This window comes from Geodermatophilus sp. SYSU D00867, from assembly GCF_054050315.1.
This window is the reverse complement of sequence record NZ_JBJGZC010000024.1, coordinates 1-20,133: the sequence shown is the minus strand read 5'-3', so window position 1 is coordinate 20,133 and position 20,133 is coordinate 1. Positions and strand designations below refer to the sequence as shown.

Annotated in this window: 16 protein-coding genes; 9 read left to right on the top strand and 7 right to left on the bottom strand. The window is 74.5% G+C overall.

Annotation, left to right across the window (positions count from 1 at the left end; all coding sequences use genetic code 11):
- Nucleotides 1-63 precede the first annotated feature (63 nt).
- The 6 genes from rsmG to rpmH form a co-directional block, all read right to left on the bottom strand.
- Entirely contained in the window at nucleotides 64-720 is a 657-nt protein-coding gene (gene rsmG / locus ACI8AK_RS19625; RefSeq protein ID WP_387988631.1) for a 16S rRNA (guanine(527)-N(7))-methyltransferase RsmG, read from the bottom strand.
- A complete protein-coding gene (locus tag ACI8AK_RS19620) occupies nucleotides 717-1,319 on the bottom strand; it encodes a Jag family protein (protein ID WP_387988632.1) in 603 nt (200 codons plus the stop codon). The genes rsmG and ACI8AK_RS19620 overlap by 4 nt, the downstream gene beginning before the upstream one ends.
- A 134-nt stretch (nucleotides 1,320-1,453) precedes the next feature.
- A complete protein-coding gene (yidC, locus tag ACI8AK_RS19615) occupies nucleotides 1,454-2,623 on the bottom strand; it encodes a membrane protein insertase YidC (RefSeq protein ID WP_456903453.1) in 1,170 nt (389 codons plus the stop codon).
- A complete protein-coding gene (yidD, locus tag ACI8AK_RS19610) occupies nucleotides 2,616-3,032 on the bottom strand; it encodes a membrane protein insertion efficiency factor YidD (RefSeq protein ID WP_387988634.1) in 417 nt (138 codons plus the stop codon). The genes yidC and yidD overlap by 8 nt, the downstream gene beginning before the upstream one ends.
- On the bottom strand, nucleotides 3,029-3,448 hold the full coding sequence (rnpA, locus tag ACI8AK_RS19605) for a ribonuclease P protein component (RefSeq protein ID WP_387988635.1): 420 nt from the start codon (nucleotides 3,446-3,448) through the stop codon (nucleotides 3,029-3,031). Before rnpA ends, yidD begins: the two co-directional genes overlap by 4 nt.
- A gap of 1 nt (nucleotide 3,449) precedes the next feature.
- Nucleotides 3,450-3,587: a 50S ribosomal protein L34 gene (gene rpmH / locus ACI8AK_RS19600; RefSeq protein WP_040338882.1), complete on the bottom strand. Its 138-nt coding sequence runs from the start codon at nucleotides 3,585-3,587 to the stop codon at nucleotides 3,450-3,452.
- Between the two features lie 727 nt (nucleotides 3,588-4,314).
- Between rpmH and dnaA the strand changes: the two genes are divergently transcribed.
- The 7 genes from dnaA (at nucleotide 4,315) to ACI8AK_RS19565 (ending at nucleotide 13,521) form a co-directional block, all read left to right on the top strand.
- Nucleotides 4,315-6,177, top strand: coding sequence for a chromosomal replication initiator protein DnaA (gene dnaA / locus ACI8AK_RS19595; protein ID WP_387988636.1), 1,863 nt, complete (start codon nucleotides 4,315-4,317; stop codon nucleotides 6,175-6,177).
- Nucleotides 6,178-7,017: 840 nt separating this feature from the next.
- Complete coding sequence (gene dnaN, locus ACI8AK_RS19590) at nucleotides 7,018-8,205, top strand: DNA polymerase III subunit beta (protein WP_387988637.1); 1,188 nt, start codon at nucleotides 7,018-7,020, stop codon at nucleotides 8,203-8,205.
- Between the two features lie 118 nt (nucleotides 8,206-8,323).
- Complete coding sequence (gene gnd / locus ACI8AK_RS19585; protein ID WP_387988638.1) at nucleotides 8,324-9,256, top strand: phosphogluconate dehydrogenase (NAD(+)-dependent, decarboxylating); 933 nt, start codon at nucleotides 8,324-8,326, stop codon at nucleotides 9,254-9,256.
- Nucleotides 9,257-9,287: 31 nt separating this feature from the next.
- Nucleotides 9,288-10,466 carry a DNA replication/repair protein RecF gene (gene recF, locus ACI8AK_RS19580; RefSeq protein ID WP_456957629.1) on the top strand — a complete coding sequence of 393 codons (1,179 nt, stop codon included), beginning with the start codon at nucleotides 9,288-9,290 and terminating at the stop codon, nucleotides 10,464-10,466.
- On the top strand, nucleotides 10,459-10,959 hold the full coding sequence (locus ACI8AK_RS19575; RefSeq protein WP_387988640.1) for a DUF721 domain-containing protein: 501 nt from the start codon (nucleotides 10,459-10,461) through the stop codon (nucleotides 10,957-10,959). The genes recF and ACI8AK_RS19575 overlap by 8 nt, the downstream gene beginning before the upstream one ends.
- Before the next feature lie 13 nt (nucleotides 10,960-10,972).
- A complete protein-coding gene (locus ACI8AK_RS19570; protein ID WP_387988641.1) occupies nucleotides 10,973-11,749 on the top strand; it encodes a hypothetical protein in 777 nt (258 codons plus the stop codon).
- On the top strand, nucleotides 11,746-13,521 hold the full coding sequence (locus tag ACI8AK_RS19565) for an ABC transporter ATP-binding protein (protein WP_456957662.1): 1,776 nt from the start codon (nucleotides 11,746-11,748) through the stop codon (nucleotides 13,519-13,521). Before ACI8AK_RS19570 ends, ACI8AK_RS19565 begins: the two co-directional genes overlap by 4 nt.
- Before the next feature lie 150 nt (nucleotides 13,522-13,671).
- Here the strand turns inward: ACI8AK_RS19565 and ACI8AK_RS19560 are convergent, their stop codons facing one another.
- Entirely contained in the window at nucleotides 13,672-15,186 is a 1,515-nt protein-coding gene (locus ACI8AK_RS19560; protein ID WP_456903452.1) for an SDR family oxidoreductase, read from the bottom strand.
- Between the two features lie 283 nt (nucleotides 15,187-15,469).
- Between ACI8AK_RS19560 and gyrB the strand changes: the two genes are divergently transcribed.
- Both gyrB and gyrA read left to right on the top strand, forming a co-directional pair.
- Nucleotides 15,470-17,506: a DNA topoisomerase (ATP-hydrolyzing) subunit B gene (gene gyrB, locus ACI8AK_RS19555; protein ID WP_387988643.1), complete on the top strand. Its 2,037-nt coding sequence runs from the start codon at nucleotides 15,470-15,472 to the stop codon at nucleotides 17,504-17,506.
- Between the two features lie 114 nt (nucleotides 17,507-17,620).
- Entirely contained in the window at nucleotides 17,621-20,089 is a 2,469-nt protein-coding gene (gyrA, locus tag ACI8AK_RS19550) for a DNA gyrase subunit A (RefSeq protein ID WP_456903451.1), read from the top strand.
- The last annotated feature ends 44 nt before the right edge of the window (nucleotides 20,090-20,133 follow it).

The window sequence follows — 20,133 nt, the reverse complement described above, 5'->3', positions numbered from 1 at the left end:
CGTGGAACGGGACGGGTACCTGGTCGCGTTCCACGTGGAACGCCGTCGTCGTCCCGCGGGGCCTCACCGTCGGCCCCGCGTCATCACCACCACGGTAGTGGCAGCGTCCCCCAGCCCGGCGCCGACAGCCCGGACGTGGACGTCGCGCATGCCCGCGGCCTCCAGCTCGGGGACCAGCGCGGGCAGCTCCTCCACCGCGCGGGCGCCGACGAGGGCCACCAGTTGGGCGCCGGGCCGCAGCAGGCCGCGGCTCCAGCCGACCAGCCGGGGCAGCGCGGCGACCGCCCGGGCGGTGACGACGTCGACCGGGCCGACGGCGGTCACCACCGAGCGCTCCTCGGCGCGGCCGCGGACCACGCGCCACGGGGCGCCGAGTTCGGCGACGACCTCCTCGAGGAACTCGACCCGGCGGGCCATGGGCTCCACCAGGGTCATCCGCAGGTCCGGCCGGGCCAGCGCGAGCGGGATCCCCGGGAGGCCGGCGCCGCTGCCGACGTCGACCACCCGGGCCCCCTCGGGCACGGCCTCCGCGACGGCGGCGCTGTTGAGCACGTGCCGCTCCCACAGCCGCGGGACCTCCCGCGGGCCGATCAGCCCGCGGGTGACGCCGTCGGAGGCGAGCCGGGCGACGTAGCGCTCGGCGCCGGGCAGCCCCGCCCCGAAGACGGAGGCGGCCACCTCCGGGGCGGGTGGGGCGGACGGGACGGGAGTGTCGCTCACCGCTCCGGCAGGACCACGACGCGGCGGTTGGGCTCCTCGCCCTCGGACTCGCTGCGCACCCCGGGGACGCCGGCGACGACGTCGTGGACGACCTTGCGCTCGAAGGGGTTCATCGGCGCGAGCCGCTCGGGCTGCCCGGTGCCGGCGACCCGGCGGGCGGCCTCGGCGGCCATGGAGGTGAGGTCCGCGCGCCGCCGGGCCCGGTAGCCGCCGATGTCGAGCATCAGCCGGCTGCGGACGCCGGTGGCCTGGGCGACGGCCAGCCGGGTGAGCTCCTGCAGCGCCTCCAGGACGGAGCCGTCGGAGCCGACCAGGTCGTCGAGGTCGCCGCCGACGATGGCGACCGAGGCGCGGTCGCCCTCGACGTCGAGGTCGATGTCCCCGTCCACGTCGAGGATGTCGAGCAGGCGCTCGAGGTAGTCGCCGGCGACGTCGCCCTCGCGGACGAGCAGGTCGGTGCCGGTGGCGGCGGCGCGGCCGTTCCCCGAGGGGGCGGGCGCGACCTCGTCGGTGGGCTCGAGGACGGCGTCGGTGCTGTCGTCGTCGGCGTCGGGGAGGTCGGGGGTCTCGGCCGGTGCGGTGTGGTTCGGGACGCTCACGGAGGTACCTCCAGTCGGTGCGGGCGGCCGGGGCGGGCCCGGAGGTCGGAGGCCGGAGGGCGCGTGGTCGCTGCTCCTCCCGGCGGGTCCGCGGCGAGCGGCGTCGGGGGACGCCGTTCGCCGCGGACCGGGGTCTAGCGGCGCTTGCGCTTGCCGCCGGTGCCGGCGGGCCGGCCGTGCGGGCCGCGGTTCGCGGGCCGGGGGGCGCGGTTCCCGCCGCCGGAGCGGCCCCCGGAGGCGGTCCCGCCCGCGGCGGTCGCCCCGCCGGCCGTGCCGCCGCCCCCGGCCCCGTTCGCGCTACCGGTGCCGTTCGCGCCGGTGCCGGTGCCGGTGCCGGTGGCGCCGTTCCCGCCGGCCGGGGTGCCGTCCGCCGGGGCCCCGTCGGCGCCGCCCTTGGTCAGCTCGACGCCGGCGGCCGCCGGCCGGCCGCTCTTGCCGCGCACCGGCTTGGCGCCGGGCCGGGGGGCGAGCGTCTTGGGGTCGATCGCGGGCTTCTCGGCCGCGGCCTTCGCCTTGGCGGCGGGGCTGCCGGGCGGGGGCATCTTGCGCAGGATGAAGAACTGCTGGCCCAGGGTCCACAGGTTGTTCGTCATCCAGTACAGGAGGACGCCGATGGGGAAGAAGAAGCCGGTGACGAAGAGGCTGACCGGCATGCCGTAGAGCAGCAGCTTCTGCACCATCGCGGCCTGGCCCTCGACCGGCCCCGAGCGCTTCATGATCTGCTTCTGCGTGACGAAGGTCGTCACGCACATGACCACCATGAGGATCAGCGCGACCGTGCGGATGCCGCCCTGGCTGACGCCGGGCAGCGCCAGGATGTCGGTGGCCTTCTGCCCCGACATGGTGAACGACGAGGAGATCGGCGCCCCGAACAGCTCCGCCTTGGCGGCCTGGTCGGTGAGCTGGTCGTCCCAGCTGTAGAGACCGGGGGCGCCCGGCCGCAGCCGGCGCAGCACGTGGAACAGCGCGAGGAAGACCGGGATCTGCGGGAGGATCGGCAGGCAGCCGGCCAGCGGGTTGACCCCGCGCTCCTTCTGCAGCGCCATCATCGCCTGGCTGAAGCCCTGGCGGTCCGCGCCGTACTGCTTGCGCAGCTTCTGGATCTCCGGCTGGATCTCCTGCATCGCCCGCTGGCTCTTGATCTGCTTGACGAACAGCGGGAACAGCAGCAGCCGGACGGTGACGACGAGGAACACGATCGACAGCGCCCAGGTGATGCCACCGGCCGGGTCGAGGAACGTCGAGAACACCGAGTGCCACGTCTTCATGACGAAGGCGATGGCGGTGTAGAGCCAGTCAAGCAACGGAGGACTCCTCCTGCGGGGCCCGGCGGGACGCCGGCGGGGTCTCGGGGGCGGGGCGACGGGCACCGTCGGCGGCGGGCACGCCGTCGGCGGGGGCCGCGGGTGCCGCTGTCATCGACGTGCGGCCGTCGCCGCCGGTTCCGGGGCGTCCCCGGCCCGCGCGCGGCGCGGGGACCGGGTCGTAGCCGCCGGGGTGCCAGGGCGCGCACTTGAGCAGCCGCCGCAGCGCCAGCCACGACCCGCGGGCGGCGCCGTGGACGGCGACCGCCTCGGCGGCGTAGGCGCTGCAGGTGGGGGCGAAGCGGCAGCGCGGCGGCAGCGCGGGGCTGACGGCGCGGGAGTAGAAGCCGACGGCGGCCAGCAGCGCGCGGGCCACCGGTCCGGGACGCCGGGCCGCGGGGGCGCTCACGAGGACCGCGTCCGCTCGGCCGACGGCCGGGACCGCTCCGCGAGCACCCGGTCCAGGCCGGCGGCCAGGTCGCGGCGCAACTGCGCGGAGGTCGCCGTCGCGGCGTCGGGGCGGGCCCGGACGACGAGGTCGGCGCCGGCGGGCAGCCGGCCGAGCTCCTCGCGCACGGCGGCGCGCAGCTGCCGGGTCACGCGGTGCCGGACCACGGAGTTGCCGACCGCCTTGCCGACCACGAACCCGGCACGGGGCCCGGCGGGCGTCCCGTCCCCGGGCACGTCGAGACCCCCGGCCGTGCGGGCCGGGGGTCGGACGGGGAGGTAGTGGAGCACCATGGTCGGCCGACCGGCACGCCGGCCCGACCGGACGACCGCGGTGAACTCCGGACGCCGGCGCAGGCGGGCCTGCGCGGGCAGCACCTCAGGCGGAGAGCTTCTCGCGACCCTTGCGGCGGCGGCCGGCGAGGATCGCGCGGCCTGCGCGGGTGCGCATCCGCAGCCGGAAGCCGTGGGTCTTGGACCGGCGGCGGTTGTTCGGCTGGAAGGTGCGCTTGCTCACGGGTACTCCTACGGCAGGACATCGGTGGTGCGGCCGGCCGGTGGGCAGGCACGCGGCGGGGCTCCGGGAGAGGCGGCGGGGCCACTCCGCGGGACCCCGCGAGGCTGGCGCTGTGGGCCCCGGCACCGGCGGCCCGGGACACGGACGGCGCCGGGATCCGGCGGACGACCGCGTCCGCGCACCGCTACCGGTCCACAGACTCCGACCAGCATAACCGAGGACGGCGACGCCCGAGGACGCCGTTCCCGCGGTCCCGGTCACGCGACCGGCTCGCCGACGGCGACCCGCCAGGCTGCACCCTCCGGGCGGACGGTCGGTGTCGGCACGCCGACCGGCCGGGGACGACACGCCGAACGACACGCGCACCGGCCGTCCCAGGCGTCCCCGGACGTCGTTGCCGGGCTGTGGACGGGGCTGTTAGCGTCGCCGTCGCTCCGGTCCGGGCAGACCGCCCGGTACGGGGGCCGACCACCCGGTCGACCTGACCGCAGTCCGTCTCGAGCCGTATCACGACCTCCCTCCCGACCAGCGACGACCCCGCTGCGACCTGACATCCACAGGTCGACACGGCACCATGTCGCCGGTCGTGCACAGCCTGTGGACACTCGTGTGGAACCCGGGTGTCCAGGATGTCCACTTCCCGGGCAGCCGCGGCACCGGGGACGCCGGCTCCCGAGGACGCCGGAGGTCGGACAGCGGGGACGAACTGCAAGGGGAGGACACGGTCATGGCCGATGCCGCGGTGGACCTGGCGGAGGTCTGGGACTCGGTCCGCGAGCGGCTGGCGACCAGCCTCACCCGGCAGCAGAACGCGATGCTCAACCTGACCCGGCCGGTGGGCCTGGTCGGTGGCACCGCCGTGCTCGCCGCGCCCAACGAGTTCACCCAGACCGTGCTCGAGTCGCGGATGCGCCGGGTGCTTGCCGAGGCGCTGTCCGAGCAGCTCGGCCGGGACATCGGCGTCGCCATCCAGCTCGAGGACGCCCCCGCCTCGGCGCCCGCGCCCGAGGAGCAGCCGACCCGCCGGCCGTGGACGCCGGTGGACGCCGCCCCCAGCGACGAGGACCGCGAGCGGGCCGACGACGGCCGCAGCGCCTTCGGGGTGCGCAGCGACGCGCGTCCGCTCGACCGTGCCGGCTTCGAGCCCGCGCCGTTCGAGCCGGGCCCCTACGAGTCCTCGCCGTACGAGCCGGCGTCCTACGAGTCGGCCCCGTACGAGGCCGGCCCCTTCGAGCCCTACGACGCCGGCCGGGCCGACGCCGCCCGCCGGGACGCCGCGCGCCGGGAGGCGTCGTCCCCCGCCGACGCGCCGGCACCCGCCGGTGACGGCGTGGGGGAGTGGGGCGGCACCGACTGGAGCCCCGCGAGCCGCGGGCGCACCGGCCGCCGCCGCGGCCCGCGGGTCGGGGAGGGCGCCGAGGTGCTGCCCTTCGACCTCGGTGACGCCGCCCCCGACGGCGCCGACGAGCCCGCGCCGCAGCGCGGCGGGTCCCCCGGCCGCGCGTCCGGCACCGCGGTGCCGCTGTTCGGTGACCGCCGTCCACCGGCCGGCCTGGACCCGGGGCTGAACCCCAAGTACGTCTTCGACAGTTTCGTCATCGGCAACAGCAACCGGTTCGCCCACGCCGCGGCGGTCGCCGTCGCCGAGGCCCCGGCGCGGGCCTACAACCCGCTGTTCGTCTACGGCGACTCCGGGCTGGGCAAGACGCACCTGCTGCACGCGATCGGGCACTACGCGGCGCGGATGTTCCCCAACGTGCGGGTGCGCTACGTCAGCACCGAGGAGTTCACCAACGAGTTCATCAACCTGGTGCACTCCGGCCGGGCCGAGGACTTCCGCCGCCGCTACCGGGACATCGACTTCCTGCTCATCGACGACATCCAGTTCCTGGAGCGCGCCGAGCGGACGCAGGAGGAGTTCTTCCACACCTTCAACACGCTGCACAACGCGAGCAAGCAGATCGTCATCACCTCCGACCGGGCGCCGAAGAAGCTGACGACGCTCGAGGACCGGCTGCGCACGCGGTTCGAGTGGGGGCTGATCACCGACGTCCAGGCGCCGGACCTGGAGACCCGCATCGCGATCCTGCGCAAGAAGGCCTACGGCGAGCGGCTGCAGGTGCCCGACCCGGTGCTGGAGTTCATCGCCAGCAAGGTGCAGACCAACATCCGCGAGCTCGAGGGCGCGCTGATCCGGGTCACCGCCTTCGCCAGCCTCAACAAGCAGCAGGTCGACCTGCCGCTGGCCGAGCTGGTGCTCAAGGACCTCATCAGCGACGAGCAGGGCCCGCAGATCACCGCGGCGATCATCATGGCCGCGACCGCGGAGTACTTCTCCGTGACGATGGAGGAGCTGCAGGGCTCCAACCGCAGCCGCACGCTGGTCAACGCCCGCCAGATCGCCATGTACCTGTGCCGGGAGCTCACCGAGCTGTCCCTGCCGCGGATCGGGGCCTCCTTCGGCGGCAAGGACCACACCACGGTCATGCACGCGGTCAAGAAGATCACCAACCTGATGAGCGAGCGCCGGGCGACCTACACCCAGGTCACCGAGCTGACCGCGCGCATCAAGAGCCGCGCCCGCCAGTAGCCCCGGCGGCCCCTCGGAGGGCCCTCGGTCGGCCGTCGTCGGCCGTCACCGGCCCGCCGCGGTGGAGACACCGGGCCGGCTGTCCACAGCCGGTGGGCGGTGGCGGGGACCGGTCGTCGCCCGTCGTCCCGCGGTTGCCGGGCGGTCACCGGCTCCCGCCGTGTCGACATGCCGCCGAGTTGTCCCCAGGGATGTGCACACCCTGGGGAGATCGTCATCCCGGTGTGACCGGACCGCTCCGGGGAGCCGCGGCACCGGGTGTCGTCCCCAGGTGGTTCCCCAGTGTGTGCATCCAGCGACGTTCCGCCGTGGTGACCTGCGCTTTCGTGCCCCCGGAGGGCCGCCGTCCCCACCCGCGCCCGTCGTCGGCCGGCGCGGTCGCCGGGGGCCTGGGCACGGACTGGGGACAGACCGGGGGTGCAGCGGGGACGGGGCGTGGAGAGACGGCGACGCCTGTGCACCGCCGTCGAGATGTCCACGTGTCGACAACAACGGCACGTGACTTCCCCACAGCGAACCAACATGTCGACTCGGGCGCTGACCTGCGGGAAGGGGCCCGATCCCCAGCTTCCACACCGGTGATGACGGAGATGAGGGAGATAGATCCAGGTTTTCTCGAACCCCAGTAGGGGTGGGGACGCTGCGGCCCGGAGGGGCCCCGGGGCCGCAGCGGGACGGCAGCCGAGAGCAGGAGGAAGCAGGAGCGGCCACCTGATCGGGTCCCGGGTTCCCCCATCCACACCCCGACGGGCACGATGAACGACGCAACAGACACGGAGCCCCGTTCCCGGTCCGCACGGACGCCGGGGCACCGGGGTGCGCAGACGACAGCAGTGGGCCGTGCAGAGCTGGGGTGGGTCGGTCATGGAGTTCCGGGTGACACGCGAGGTGCTCGCGGATGCCGTCGCGTGGACGGCGCGCAGCCTCCCGCCGCGGCCGTCGGTGCCGGTCCTCGCCGGCATCCTGCTCGAGGTCGACGGCAGCCAGCTGTCGGTCTCCGGCTTCGACTACGAGGTCTCCGCGCGCGCGGAGGTCGACGTGCAGGCGGGGGAGAGCGGCCGCGTGCTGGTCCCGGGCCGGCTGCTCGCCGAGATCACCCGCGCGCTGCCGCCGCAGCCGGTCGACGTCCGCGCCGACGGCCCGCGGCTGGCGATCACCTGCGGCAACGCGCGGTTCAGCCTGCCCACGCTGCCGGTGGAGGACTACCCGTCGCTGCCGGCGATGCCGTCGTCGGCCGGCGTGGTGGACAGCGACGTCTTCGCCGAGGCGGTCGGCCAGGTCGCCGTCGCCGCCGGCCGCGACGACACCCTCCCCATGCTCACCGGCGTCCGGCTGGAGATCGACGACGACCGGGTGACCCTCGCCGCCACCGACCGCTACCGGCTGGCCGTGCGCGAGTTCGCCTGGCGCCCGGAGACCCCCGGCATCTCGGCCGCGGTGCTGGTCCCGGCGCGCACGCTCGCCGACGCCGCCCGGACCCTCACCAGCGGCCCGGAGATCGTGGTCTCGCTGTCCTCCAGCGGGTCCGGCGAGGGCATCCTCGGCCTGTCGGGCAAGGACCGGCAGACCACCACCCGGCTGCTGGACGCCGAGTTCGTCAAGTACCGCGCGATCATGCCGAGCGAGTCGGCCGCGCACGCCACGCTGCCGGTCGTGCAGTTCACCGACGCCGCCAAGCGCGTCGCCCTGGTCGCTGAGCGCGGCACCCCGCTGCGCTGCGAGTTCACCCCCGGCCAGGTCACGCTGCGCGCCGGCGGCAGCGACGACGAGGGCCAGGCCGAGGAGCGCTGCGACGTCGAGTTCGAGGGCGACCCGCTGACCATCGGCTTCAACCCGACGTTCCTGCTGGACGGGCTGGCCGCGGTGCACACCGGCCGGGCGCGGATGGACTTCACCAGCCCGCTCAAGCCCGCGGTGCTCTCCGGCGTCGAGGACCCGGCGACGGACGACGAGGACGGCGGCGAGCGCCCGGTGGAGCGCCCCGGCAGCTACCGCTACCTGATCATGCCGGTGCGCCTGCCGGGCTGACGTCGGCCGACGTCAGCCCGGAGGTGTCCCGGGCAGCCCGGGAGGGCACCGCACACCGCGGGCACCCGCACCGTCGCGTGCGCCCGTGCCATGACGACCGCGAGGGAAGGACTGAGCCGTGCAGCTGGGGCTGATCGGGCTGGGCAAGATGGGCGGCAACATGGCCACGCGGCTGCGCCGCGCCGGCCACGAGGTGGTCGGCTTCGACCACCACCCGGAGAAGCGGGACGTCGACAGTCTCGAGGCGCTGGTCGGCGCGCTGTCCGCGCCGCGGGTGGTGTGGGTGATGGTCCCGGCCGGCGAGCCGACCCGGGAGACGGTGCGCCAGCTCGGTGAGCTGCTCGAGCCCGGCGACGTCGTCGTCGACGGCGGGAACTCCAAGTTCACCGACGACAAGGTGCACGCCGAGATGCTCGGCGAGAAGGGCATCGGCTACGTCGACGCCGGCGTCTCCGGCGGCGTCTGGGGCCTGGAGAACGGCTACGCCCTCATGGTCGGCGGCTCGAAGGACGACGTCGCCAAGGTGCAGCCGGTGTTCGACGCCCTCCGGCCGCCGACGCCGACCGACGAGTCCGGGCAGGAGATGCCGGGGGCGGGCTTCGTGCACGCCGGCCCGGTGGGTGCGGGCCACTACGCGAAGATGGTCCACAACGGCATCGAGTACGCGCTGATGCAGGCCTACGGCGAGGGCTACGAGCTGCTCGCCGCCGTCGACCTGGTCGAGGACGTGCCCGGCGTCATCGCGTCCTGGACGCAGGGCACCGTCATCCGCTCGTGGCTGCTGGACCTGCTGGTCCGCGCGCTGCAGGAGGACCCCCAGCTGGAGAAGATCAGCGGCTACGCCGAGGACTCCGGGGAGGGCCGGTGGACGGTGCAGGAGGCCATCGACCACGCCGTCCCCATGCCGACGATCGCCGCGTCGCTGTTCGCCCGGTTCGTCTCCCGGCAGGACGACTCGCCGACGATGAAAGCGGTCGCCGCACTGCGCCAGCAGTTCGGCGGGCACGCGGTGCACGCCGTCAGGGCGCAGGAGGTCGAGCGGCCGGCGTGAGCACGGTCGTCGTCCTCCCCGCCGGACGCTGATGTACGTCCGGCACCTCCAGCTCGTCGACTTCCGCAGCTGGGAGAAGGTCGACCTGGCGCTGCGGCCCGGCCCGACGGTGTTCGTCGGCCGCAACGGCGAGGGCAAGACCAACCTCGTCGAGGCGGTCGGCTACCTCGCGACCATGAGCAGCCACCGCGTGTCCGCCGACGCGCCGCTGGTGCGCCACGGCGCGGGGCAGGCCGTCGTCCGGGCGGCGCTGCGCCGGGAGGACCGCGAGCTGCTGGTCGAGGTGGAGGTCAACCCGGGCCGGGCCAACCGGGTGCGGGTGAACCGGGCGGCGCTGCCGCGCCCGCGCGAGCTGCTCGGGCTGGTGAAGAGCGTGCTGTTCGCCCCCGAGGACCTCGCGCTGGTGCGCGGCGACCCGGCCGAGCGGCGCCGCTTCCTCGACGACCTGCTGGTCAGCCGCACGCCGCGGCTGGCCGGGGTGCGCAGCGACTACGAGCGGGTGCTCAAGCAGCGCAACGCCCTGCTCAAGACCGCCCGGCTGGCCCGGGGCGACGCGCTGGCCACCCTCGACGTCTGGGACGCCCACCTCGTCGAGCTCGGCGGGCAGCTGCTGGCCGCCCGGCTGGCGCTGGTCGCCGACCTCGCGCCGCACGTCGCCCGCGCCTACGCCACCGTGGCCGGCGCGGGCGCCGCGGCCGCGGGCCTGGGCTACGCGAGCACCGTGCCGCTGGCCGGCGACGGCGCCCCGCTGCCCGAGGGCACCGCGACGCCGTCGGCGGCGGAGCTGTCCGTGGCGCTGCGCGAGCGGGTCGCCGAGCGGCGCCGTGACGAGGTGGACCGGGGGATGACGCTGGTCGGCCCGCACCGCGACGACCTCGTCCTGCACCTGGGCCCGGCCCCGGCCAAGGGCTTCGCCAGCCACGGCGAGTCCTGGTCGCTGACGCTCGCGCTCAAGCTCGGCTGCTTCGGCCTGCTGCGCGCCGACGGCGAGGAGCCGATCCTCGTCCTCGACGACGTCTTCGCCACCCTCGACGCCGGCCGGCGGGCGGCGCTGGCCGAGGTCGCCCGGGGCGCCGAGCAGACGCTCATCACGGCCGCCGTCCTCGACGACGTGCCCGGCGAGCTCCGCGGCGCCCGGGTCGAGGTGGGCGAGGGGACGGCGACGCTGGTCGAGGCGGGCGCCGACGGTGAGGAGGTCGACGGTGGCTGACGAGCGGCCGGCCCGGCCCAGCGACATCGCCCGCGCCGCGCTGGAGGCGGCCCGCGCGGCGTCGGCCGCCCGCCCGGCGCCCACCCGCCGCCGGGTGGCGGGCCCGCGGCGGAGGTGGACGGGCCCGCGCCCGGGCGACGACGACCCGCAGCCGCTGGGCCGGCTGGTCGACTCGCTGGTCAGCGCGCAGGACTGGTCGGAGCAGACCCGGGTCGGCGCGGTGTTCGGCCGCTGGTCGGCGCTGGTCGGCCCCGACATCGCCGCGCACTGCCGCCCGGAGACGCTGACCGAGGGCGAGCTGCTCGTCGTCGCGGAGTCCACCGCGTGGGCCACCCAGCTGCGGCTGCTCGCCCCGACGATCCTCGCCAGGCTGCGCGCCCAGGTCGGCGGGGACGTGGTGACCCGGCTGCGCGTTGTCGGTCCGACGGCCCCCAGCTGGAAGAAGGGTCCGCGGTCGGTCCGCGGACGGGGGCCCCGCGACACGTACGGATGAGGACGGTGCCCCGATGAGCAGCCCGCACGACGACAGACCCCGCGACGACGACCCGCGCGACCGGGACGGCTGGCAGGAGCCGGCCCACCTCGGCGAGGGCGGGCCGGGCGACGGTGACCGGGAGCAGGAGCCGGCCCGCCCCGGGCCGGTCGTCTCCTGGGCCCCGCCCGCTCCGCGGCAGCGCACCCCCGGCGTCGTCGAGCAGGTGTTCCGCTACCAGGGCGACACCGTCGGGGCGCAGGGCTGGGCGCTGCAGCACGGCTGGGAGATCTCCGACGGCACCGCGCCCCAGGACGCCGTCCTCGCCGAGCTGGTGGCCACCGCACCGGTCCGTGCCACCAAGGACCACCGGCCGGCGGGGGTGATGCGCGGGCGCGCCGGGACCCTCGAGCTGGTCGCCTTCGACGTCGTGTTCACCGACAAGCGGTACACCGTGCCCGAGTGGGCGGTCACCGCGGCACCGGTGCTGCTGCCGCTGCCCGGCCTGCGGCTGTCCCCGGCCCGGTTCTGGCGGCACCGCACCGGCGGCCTGCTGCACGTGCCCAGCGGCGACGAGGCCTTCGACGCCCGCTGGGTGCTGCTCGCCGCCGAGGACGGCGAGGCGGTCCGCCGGCTGGTCGGTGACCAGACGGTGCGCGGGCTGCTGATGGCCTCCGACGACGGCGACGAGTTCTGGACGGCCGCCGGCCACCTCGCCGCGGTCCGCCCGGACGGGCAGCGGCCCGAGCTGATCGAGCACCACGCCCGCCTGCTGGGGGCGATGGTCTCCGCCCTGGCCGGCGTCTCCTGAGCGCTCCCGAGGCCGTCGTCGGCCCCACGGCCGCACCCGCGGCGGGGCTGCGCGACCTGCTGCCCCTGCTCCGCCCGCACCGGCGGCCGCTGCTGCTGGCCGCCGGGCTGTCGCTGGTCGGCGCGGCCGCCGCGCTGGCCCAGCCGGCGCTCACCGGGCGGGTCATCGCCGCCGTCGGCGCCGGCCGGCCGCTGCTGCCCGCCGTCGCCGCGCTGGTCCTGGTCCTGGTCGCCGGGGCGGTGCTGGACGCCGGGCAGTCCTACCTGCTGCAGCGCACCGGCGAGGGCGTCGTCCTCACCACCCGGCGCACCGTGGCCGACCGGCTGCTGCGGCTGCCCGTGGCCGAGTACGACCGGCGGCGCACCGGCGACCTGATGTCGCGGGTGGGTGCCGACACCACGCTGCTGCGCGCCACCGTCACCTCCGGCGTCGTCGAGGTGGCCGGCTCCGCGGTGGTCGGGATCGGCGCGCTCGTGGCCATGGCGCTGGTCGACGTCTGGCTGCTGCTGGTCACGCTCGGCGCGGTCGCGGTCGGCATGGCGGTCGTGGTGAGCACCAGCCGGCGGGTGCGCCGGCTCTCGCGGCTGGCGCAGGAGGAGGTCGGCGCGATGACGGCGGCCGTCGAGCGGGCGCTGTCGGCGGTGCGCACCATCCGGGCCAGTGGCGCCACCGCGCGCGAGGTCGACGCGGTGGGGGACAGCGCGGCGCGGGCCTACCGGGCGGGGGTCTCGGTGGCGCGGGTGCAGGCGCTGGTCGCGCCGGCCGGCTCGATCGCCGTGCAGGGCGCGTTCCTCGCCGTCCTCGGGCTCGGCGGGTACCGGGTGGCCACCGGCTCGATCGCCGTCGCCGACCTGGTCGCCTTCATCCTGTACCTGTTCCTGCTGGTCATGCCGCTGGGCCAGGCGGTCTCGGCGTGGACCCAGCTGCAGACCGGGCTCGGCGCGCTGGCCCGCATCCAGGAGGTGCTGGTCCTCGAGCCCGAGCGGGACGCCGTCGCGGAGGTGGGCGGCGTGACGACCGCCCCGCGCGCGCCGGCGCCCGGGGTCCCGCTGCTCGAGCTCGACGACGTCTCGTTCGCCTACCCCGACGGCACGGAGGTGCTGCGCGGGGTCTCGCTCACCGTGCCGGCGGGCGGCCGGGTGGCGCTGGTCGGGCCGTCCGGCGCGGGGAAGTCCACGGTGCTCGCCCTGGTGGAGGGCTTCTACCCGCTGACCGGCGGGGTGATCCGGTGGGCCGGCACCGACGTCCGCGAGCTGCCCCGCGCGGCACTGCGCGCGCAGCTGGGCTACGTCGAGCAGGAGGCGCCGGTCCTCGCCGGGACGGTGCGGGAGAACCTGCTGCTGGCCGCGCCGCACGCCGGCGACGACGAGCTGTGGGCGGTGCTCGCCGACGTCGGGCTGACCGGCGTGGTGCAGCGCTCGACCCGCGGGCTGGACGTGCCGGTCGGCGACGAGGGCGTGCTGCTGTCCGGCGGTGAGCGGCAGCGGCTGGCCATCGCGCGCTCGCTGCTCGCCCGCCCGGCGCTGCTGCTGCTCGACGAGCCGACCGCCAGCCTCGACGCCCGCAACGAGACCCTGCTGCGCGAGACGCTGGCCGCCGCGGCCGCCGACCGGGCGCTGCTCGTCGTCGCCCACCGGCTGTCCACCGTGCTCGACAGCGACCAGATCGTCGTCCTCGACGGCGGCCGGGTCGTCGCCCGCGGCACGCACGCCGAGCTGGTGGAGACCAGCCCCCTCTACCGCGAGCTCGCCTCCGCCCAGCTCCTGGTCTGACGGGCGGCCGCGGGATCGCCAGGTGGGCTGCCCCGCGGGGCGGCGGGAGGAGTGGGGCCCGGAGGGTCTCGCGATCGAGCGCCGGGAAGGGCTCCGAGCAGCCGGGGGACGGGACCTGACCGCGGTGTCGGCCGGCAGGCCGACGAGGTGCTACGCGGCTCGCGAGGCCGCCGTCGCGCCCTTGCCGTCCTGCGCCTCCGCGGCCTTGCAGAGGTTGCGGACCATGCTGCCGAAGACGACGCCGTGGAACGGCGAGATGCCCCACCAGTAGAGCTGCCCGAGCAGGCCGAAGGGGTGGAAGGTCGCCTTCTGGCGCAGCCGGGTGCGCCCGTCCTCGGCACGTTCCACGTGGAACTCGAGCCAGGCCAGGCCGGGCAGCCGCATCTCCGCGCGCAGCCGCAGCAGCCGGCCCTCCTCCAACTCCTCCACCCGCCACCAGTCCAGCGCGTCGCCGACGTAGAGGTCGCTGGGGTCGCGCCGGCCGCGGCGCAGCCCCACCCCGCCGACGGCGCGGTCCAGCCAGCCGCGCACCTCCCAGGCCAGCGGGAAGCTGTACCAGCCGGTCTCCCCGCCGATGCCCTCGACCACCCGCCACAGGGCCTCCGGCGAGGCGTCGGTCTCCCGCGTCCGCTCGTCGAGGAACAGGCTGCCGCCGGCCCAGTCGGGGTCGGAGGGCAGCGGGTCCGACGGCGCCCCGGGCACCGAGGCGCCGGTCCACCGGGTGTCGACGGCGTTGTTGCGGACCTTCTGCACCGCCAGGAGCACCGCCTCGTCGAAGCCGAGCAGGCCCTCCGGGGGGTCGGGCACGTACCGCGCGACGTCGTGCTCGGCGCAGACGACGGTGTTGCGCAGGGACTCGACCAGCGGCCGGGCTATCGACGCCGGGACGGGCGTGATGACGCCGACCCAGTGGCTGGACAGCGACGGCGTGAAGATCGGGACGGGCAGGATCCGCCGCCGCGGCAGCCCGGTGACCTCGGCGTACCGCTGCATCATGTGCGCGTAGTCCATGACGTCGGGTCCGCCGATGTCGAAGGAGCGGTGCACGTCCGGCGGCAGCGTGGCGCAGCCGACCAGGTAGCGGAGCACGTCGCGGATGGCGATCGGCTGGATGCGGCTGTGCACCCAGCGGGGCGTGACCATGACCGGCAGCCGCTCGGTGAGGTAGCGCAGCATCTCGAACGACGCCGAGCCCGAGCCGAGGATGACCGCGGCCCGCAGCACCACGGTGGGCACGCCGGAGTCGAGCAGGATGCGCGCCACCTCCGCCCGCGAGCGCAGGTGCGGGGACAGCTCCTCGTCCTGCGGCTCGAGCCCGCCCAGGTAGACCAGCCGCCCGACGCCGGCCTCCCGCACCGCGTCGGCCATGACCCGCGCGGTGTGCCGGTCCCGCTCCTCGAACTCGCGGCCGATCGCCAGCGAGTGGACCAGGTAGTAGGCGACGTCGGCGCCCTCGCAGGCGCGGCGGACGGCGTCGGCGTCGCCGGCGTCGCCCTCGGCGACCTCGACCCGGTCCCGCCAGGGGACGTCGCGCAGCTTGCGCGGTGAGCGGGTGAGGACCCGGACCCGGTGGCCGGCGGCCAGCAGTTCCGGGACCAGCCGGCCACCGACGTACCCGGTCGCGCCGGTGACGAGACAGGTGAGGGAGCGGGCTGCGGGCTGCATGTCGACCAGTCTGGGAGTCGCCGGCGGACGGTGCCGTCCGGTCGACCGGCCCAGCGGCCCCTGGGCGGGCGTGTCGACCCCCGGGGCAACACCGGTGGTACGTCGCGAGCCGCGAGTGGCGCAGCGGCGGCCTGAGGGCCTGCGCGACGCGGTTTCTGTCGGTGGACCCGGTAACATGGAGGACAGGAATCCCCAGCATCCGGCTGAGCGGCGCTGTGCGCCCCCGGGGCCCCTCTCCGTGGAGAGGTGCCCGCATGCCGGGAGCGCGACAGAAGGGCCCCACGTGGTCGCTCGACCGAAGACCGAGAACTCCTACTCCGGCAGCTCCATCACCGTCCTCGAGGGGCTCGAGGCGGTCCGCAAGCGGCCCGGCATGTACATCGGCTCCACAGGTGAGCGCGGCCTCCACCACATGGTGTGGGAGGTCGTGGACAACGCCGTGGACGAGGCGCTGGCCGGCTACTGCGACACCGTCCGGGTCACCCTGCTGGCCGACGGCGGCGTCCGCGTCGAGGACAACGGCCGCGGCATCCCCGTCGACCTGCACCCCGTCGAGAAGCGGCCGACCGTCGAGGTCGTCATGACCGTCCTGCACGCGGGCGGCAAGTTCGACGGCAAGAGCTACGGCGTCTCCGGCGGTCTGCACGGCGTCGGCGTCACCGTCGTCAACGCGCTGTCCACCGCGCTGGACGTCCGCATCTGGCGCGACGGCCGCGAGTGGCACCAGTCCTACGACTTCGCCAAGCCCGGCAAGCTGGAGGAGGTCGGCCCGACCTCCAAGCAGGGCACCCAGATCACCTTCTGGGCCGACGGCGGCATCTTCGAGACGACGACCTACTCGTTCGACACCATCAGCCGCCGGCTGCAGGAGATGGCCTTCCTGAACAAGGGCCTGAAGATCGTCCTGCGCGACGAGCGGCCCGGCCAGGGCAAGGCCGAGACCGGCGTGGCCGACGAGGTGTCGGTCGCCGAGTCCGCCCCGCAGCCCGGTGCCGAGCAGCAGGCCTTCGAGGCCACCGAGGTCACCTACCACTACGAGGGCGGCCTGATCGACTACGTCGGGCACATCAACGCCAAGCGGACGCCGATCCACCGCTCGGTCATCAGCTTCGGCGCCGAGGGCACCGGCAAGAACGACATGCGCATGTCGGTCGACGTCGCGATGCAGTGGTCCGACGCGTACTCCGAGTCGGTCTACACCTTCGCCAACGTCATCAACACGCACGAGGGCGGCACCCACGAGGAGGGCTTCCGCGCGGCGCTGACGTCGATCGTCAACCGCTACGCCGTCGAGAAGAAGCTGCTCAAGGAGAAGGACGAGAAGCTCACCGGCGAGGACATCCGCGAGGGCCTGGCCGCGATCGTCTCGGTCAAGATCGGCGACCCGCAGTTCGAGGGCCAGACGAAGACCAAGCTCGGCAACACCGAGGTCAAGGGCTTCGTGCAGAAGGTCTGCAACGACCAGATCTCGCACTGGTTCGAGGCCAACCCGACCGAGGCCAAGACCATCATCACCAAGGCCGCCTCGGCCGCCCGCGCCCGCCGCGCCGCGCAGGACGCCCGCAAGCTCGCCCGCAAGAACCTGCTGAGCAACAACTCGCTGCCGGGCAAGCTCGCCGACTGCCGCTCGACCGACCCGCGCAACTCCGAGATCTACATCGTCGAGGGCGACTCGGCCGGCGGCTCGGCCAAGTCCGGCCGCGACTCGATGTTCCAGGCGATCCTGCCGATCCGCGGCAAGATCATCAACGTCGAGAAGGCGCGCATCGACCGGGTCCTCAAGAACACCGAGGTCCAGTCCATGATCACCGCCTTCGGCACCGGCATCCACGACGAGTTCGACCTGTCGAAGCTCCGGTACCACAAGATCGTGCTGATGGCCGACGCCGACGTCGACGGCCAGCACATCTGCACCCTGCTGCTGACCCTGCTGTTCCGCTTCATGCGGCCGCTGGTCGAGGCCGGGCACGTCTACCTGGCCCGGCCGCCGCTCTACAAGATCAAGTGGGGCGGCAAGGTCGGCGACGAGTACGCGTACTCCGACCGCGAGCGCGACGCGCTGCTCAAGGCCGGCGCCGAGGCCGGCCGGAAGCTGCCCAAGGAGGAGGGCATCCAGCGCTACAAGGGTCTCGGCGAGATGAACGCCAGCGAGCTGTGGGAGACCACGATGAACCCGGAGACCCGCCTCCTGGGCCAGGTCACCCTCGAGGACGCCGCGACGGCCGACGAGCTGTTCAGCGTGCTCATGGGCGAGGACGTCGAAGCCCGCCGCAGCTTCATCACCCGCAACGCCAAGGACGTGCGCTTCCTGGACGTCTAGCCGCCGCACCGGGGCCGGGGGAACGGCGTCCGACGCCCGCCCCCCGGTCCCCGAACCGGCGCCCGACCAGCGCGTTCGTCCACTCCTGTGCACTCACCCGTGGAGATCTGACCAGTGACCGAGACCCCTGCCCGCGACCGCGTCGAGCCGGTCGACCTGCAGCAGGAGATGCAGCGCAGCTACATCGACTACGCGATGAGCGTCATCGTGGGCCGCGCGCTGCCGGAGGTGCGGGACGGCCTCAAGCCGGTGCACCGCCGCGTCCTCTTCGCCATGTACGACCAGGGCTTCCGCCCCGACCGCGGCTACGTCAAGTGCGCCCGGCCGGTCGCCGAGGTCATGGGCAACTACCACCCGCACGGTGACTCGGCGATCTACGACGCCCTCGTGCGGCTGGCCCAGCCGTGGTCGATGCGCTACCCGCTCATCGACGGCCAGGGCAACTTCGGCTCGCCGGGCAACGACCCGCCGGCCGCCATGCGCTACACCGAGTGCCGCCTCACGCCGCTGGCCATGGAGATGCTGGCCGGCATCGACGAGGAGACCGTCGACTTCCAGGCGAACTACGACGGCCGCACGCAGGAGCCGCTGGTCCTGCCCTCGCGGATCCCCAACCTGCTGATCAACGGCTCGGCGGGGATCGCCGTCGGCATGGCGACCAACATGCCGCCGCACAACCTGCGCGAGGTCGCCGAGGCCGCCTACTGGATGCTCGACAACCCGGACGCGGAGCCGGAGGAGGCCCTCACCGCCTGCATGAAGGCGATCCCGGGCCCCGACTTCCCGACCCACGGCCTGATCGTCGGGCGCGAGGGCATCGAGGACGCGTACCGCACCGGCCGCGGCTCGGTGAAGATGCGCGCCGTCGTCACGGTCGAGGAGGACAGCCGCGGCCGCGTGCAGCTCGTCGTCACCGAGCTGCCCTACCAGGTCAACCCGGACAACCTGGCCGAGGCGATCGCCGAGGCGGTCAAGGACGGCCGGCTGCAGGGCATCAGCGAGATCGCCGACGAGTCCAGCGACCGCGTCGGCCGCCGGCTCGTCATCACCCTGCGCCGCGACGCCGTGGCCAAGGTCGTGCTGAACAACCTGTACAAGCACACGCAGCTGCAGACCTCCTTCGGCTGCAACATGCTCTCGATCGTCGACGGCGTCCCGCGGACGCTGCGCCTGGACGAGCTGGTCCGCAACTGGGTCAACCACCAGATCGAGGTCATCGTCCGGCGCACCCGCTACCGGCTGCGCAAGGCCGAGGAGCGCGCGCACATCCTGCGCGGCTACGCCAAGGCCCTCGACCAGCTCGACGCGGTCATCGCGCTCATCCGCAACAGCGAGTCCGCCGAGGCCGCCCGCACCGGCCTCATGGAGCTGCTCGACGTCGACGAGGTCCAGGCGACCGCGATCCTCGACCTGCAGCTGCGCCGGCTGGCCGCGCTGGAGCGGCAGCGGATCCTCGACGAGCTGGCCGAGATCGAGGCCCGCATCGCCGACCTGCAGGCGATCCTCGACTCCCCGGAGCGGCAGCGGCAGCTGGTCCGCTCCGAGCTCGAGGAGATCGTCGAGAAGTACGGCGACGAGCGCCGCAGCAAGTTCGTGGCCAACGACGGCGACGTGACGATGGAGGACCTCATCGCGGAGGAGGAGGTCGTCGTCACCATCACCCGCACCGGCTACGCCAAGCGGACCAAGAGCGACCTCTACCGGTCGCAGCGGCGGGGCGGCAAGGGCGTGATGGGCGCCCAGCTTAAGCAGGACGACATCGTCGACCACTTCTTCGTGGGCTCCACCCACGACTGGATCCTGTTCTTCACGACCAAGGGCCGGGTGTACCGGGCCAAGGCCTACGAGCTGCCCGAGGCCAACCGCACCGCCCGCGGCCAGCACGTGGCCAACCTGCTGGCGTTCCAGCCGGACGAGCGGATCGCCCAGGTCATGCAGATCAAGGACTACGGCGTCGCGCCGTACCTGGTGCTGGCGACGGCCAACGGGCAGGTGAAGAAGACCCGGCTGTCGGACTTCGACTCCCCGCGCAGCGGCGGTGTCATCGCGATCAACCTGCGCGACGGCGACGAGCTGGTCGGCGCGGCGCTGATCGACCCCGAGCAGGACCTGCTCCTGGTCACCCGCTCGGCGATGTCGATCCGGTTCAAGGCCGACGACGCCACGCTGCGGCCGATGGGCCGGGCCACCGAGGGCGTGCGCGGCATCTCGCTGGCGCCCGGTGACCGGCTGCTGTCGATGATGGTCGTGGAGGAGGGCGTCGACGTCCTCGTCGCCACCGAGCGCGGCTTCGCCAAGCGGACCGGCATCGAGAACTACCCGCCGCAGGGCCGCGGCGGCAAGGGCGTGCTCACCGCGGACCCGAAGGCGCGCAAGGGCGCCCTGGTCGGGGCGCTGGCGGTCCGGCTCGGCGACGAGCTGTACGCCATCACCTCCGGCGGCGGCGTGATCCGGACGCCGGTCAACGGCGTGCGCCACAACAAGGACCGGGCCACCATGGGTGTCAAGCTCATGAACTTGCCCGAGGACGTGTCGATCGTGGCGATCGCGCGCACGACGGACAACGACGAGCCCGCCGCCTAGGGTGGAACCGGGAGCAGGCGTGTGGTGACCTCCGGTCACCACAC

Excerpts from the sequence above, each read along its gene's own strand:
- dnaA (WP_387988636.1), top strand. The coding sequence starts at position 4,315 with ATGGCCGATGCCGCGGTGGACCTGGCGGAGGTCTGGGACTCGGTCCGC.
- ACI8AK_RS19560 (WP_456903452.1), bottom strand. The coding sequence starts at position 15,186 with ATGCAGCCCGCAGCCCGCTCCCTCACCTGTCTCGTCACCGGCGCGACC.
- ACI8AK_RS19570 (WP_387988641.1), top strand. The coding sequence starts at position 10,973 with ATGAGCAGCCCGCACGACGACAGACCCCGCGACGACGACCCGCGCGAC.
- recF (WP_456957629.1), top strand. The coding sequence starts at position 9,288 with ATGTACGTCCGGCACCTCCAGCTCGTCGACTTCCGCAGCTGGGAGAAG.